We start from the raw sequence: 474 nt of genomic DNA on the forward strand, positions 1-474 counted from the left end.
CAAATTGTTCTGGAATAGTAGCGATATTTAAAGTTCCTTCGTAACCTTGGTTATTATCTGCTGAGTAATAAAGCATGTCATCTGCATAGAATTCGATTAAATCACCGCGTGGCTCATTCGTTAGTTCCACTGCACCAGGCATTGGAATTGTTGTTCCGAATGTAACCAAACCATCTTTTACTTCATACGTTGCATAACGAACGTTTTTCAATCCGTAAGATACTTTGTTTTCCATTTAAATCAACCTCACTTCATAAGATTTTTGAAATAGTTTTTCAGACTCAATAAAAACCTCAAATGGTTCATAATGTATCTCATGATCATCTAAGGCTTTTTCTAACTTGGCTTCTGCAACCAAATCTTTTTTAGTTGTATAAAGCTCTATATTTACATCATTTATTTTGTGATAGACTTTGTTATCAGCTGGCATATTGGGTGAGCCATCCACAAGATAACAAATATAAGGTGTCGAAG

General features: G+C 34.4%; 2 protein-coding genes. Both read right to left on the bottom strand.

All coding sequences use genetic code 11. The features are described from left to right. Positions 1-235 (bottom strand): major tail protein (locus MR056_RS22920; RefSeq protein WP_375293723.1); only part of this gene is annotated, 235 nt, incomplete at its 3' end. Further along, the gene (locus tag MR056_RS22925) at positions 236-460 is read right to left on the bottom strand and encodes a hypothetical protein (protein WP_242136733.1); all 225 of its coding nucleotides are present in this window, start codon (positions 458-460) and stop codon (positions 236-238) included. It abuts the gene before it with no gap. Positions 461-474 lie beyond the last annotated feature (14 nt).

This window comes from Bacillus cereus group sp. BfR-BA-01360 (genome assembly GCF_022663595.1).
Classification (GTDB): Bacteria; Bacillota; Bacilli; order Bacillales; family Bacillaceae_G; genus Bacillus_A; species Bacillus_A cytotoxicus.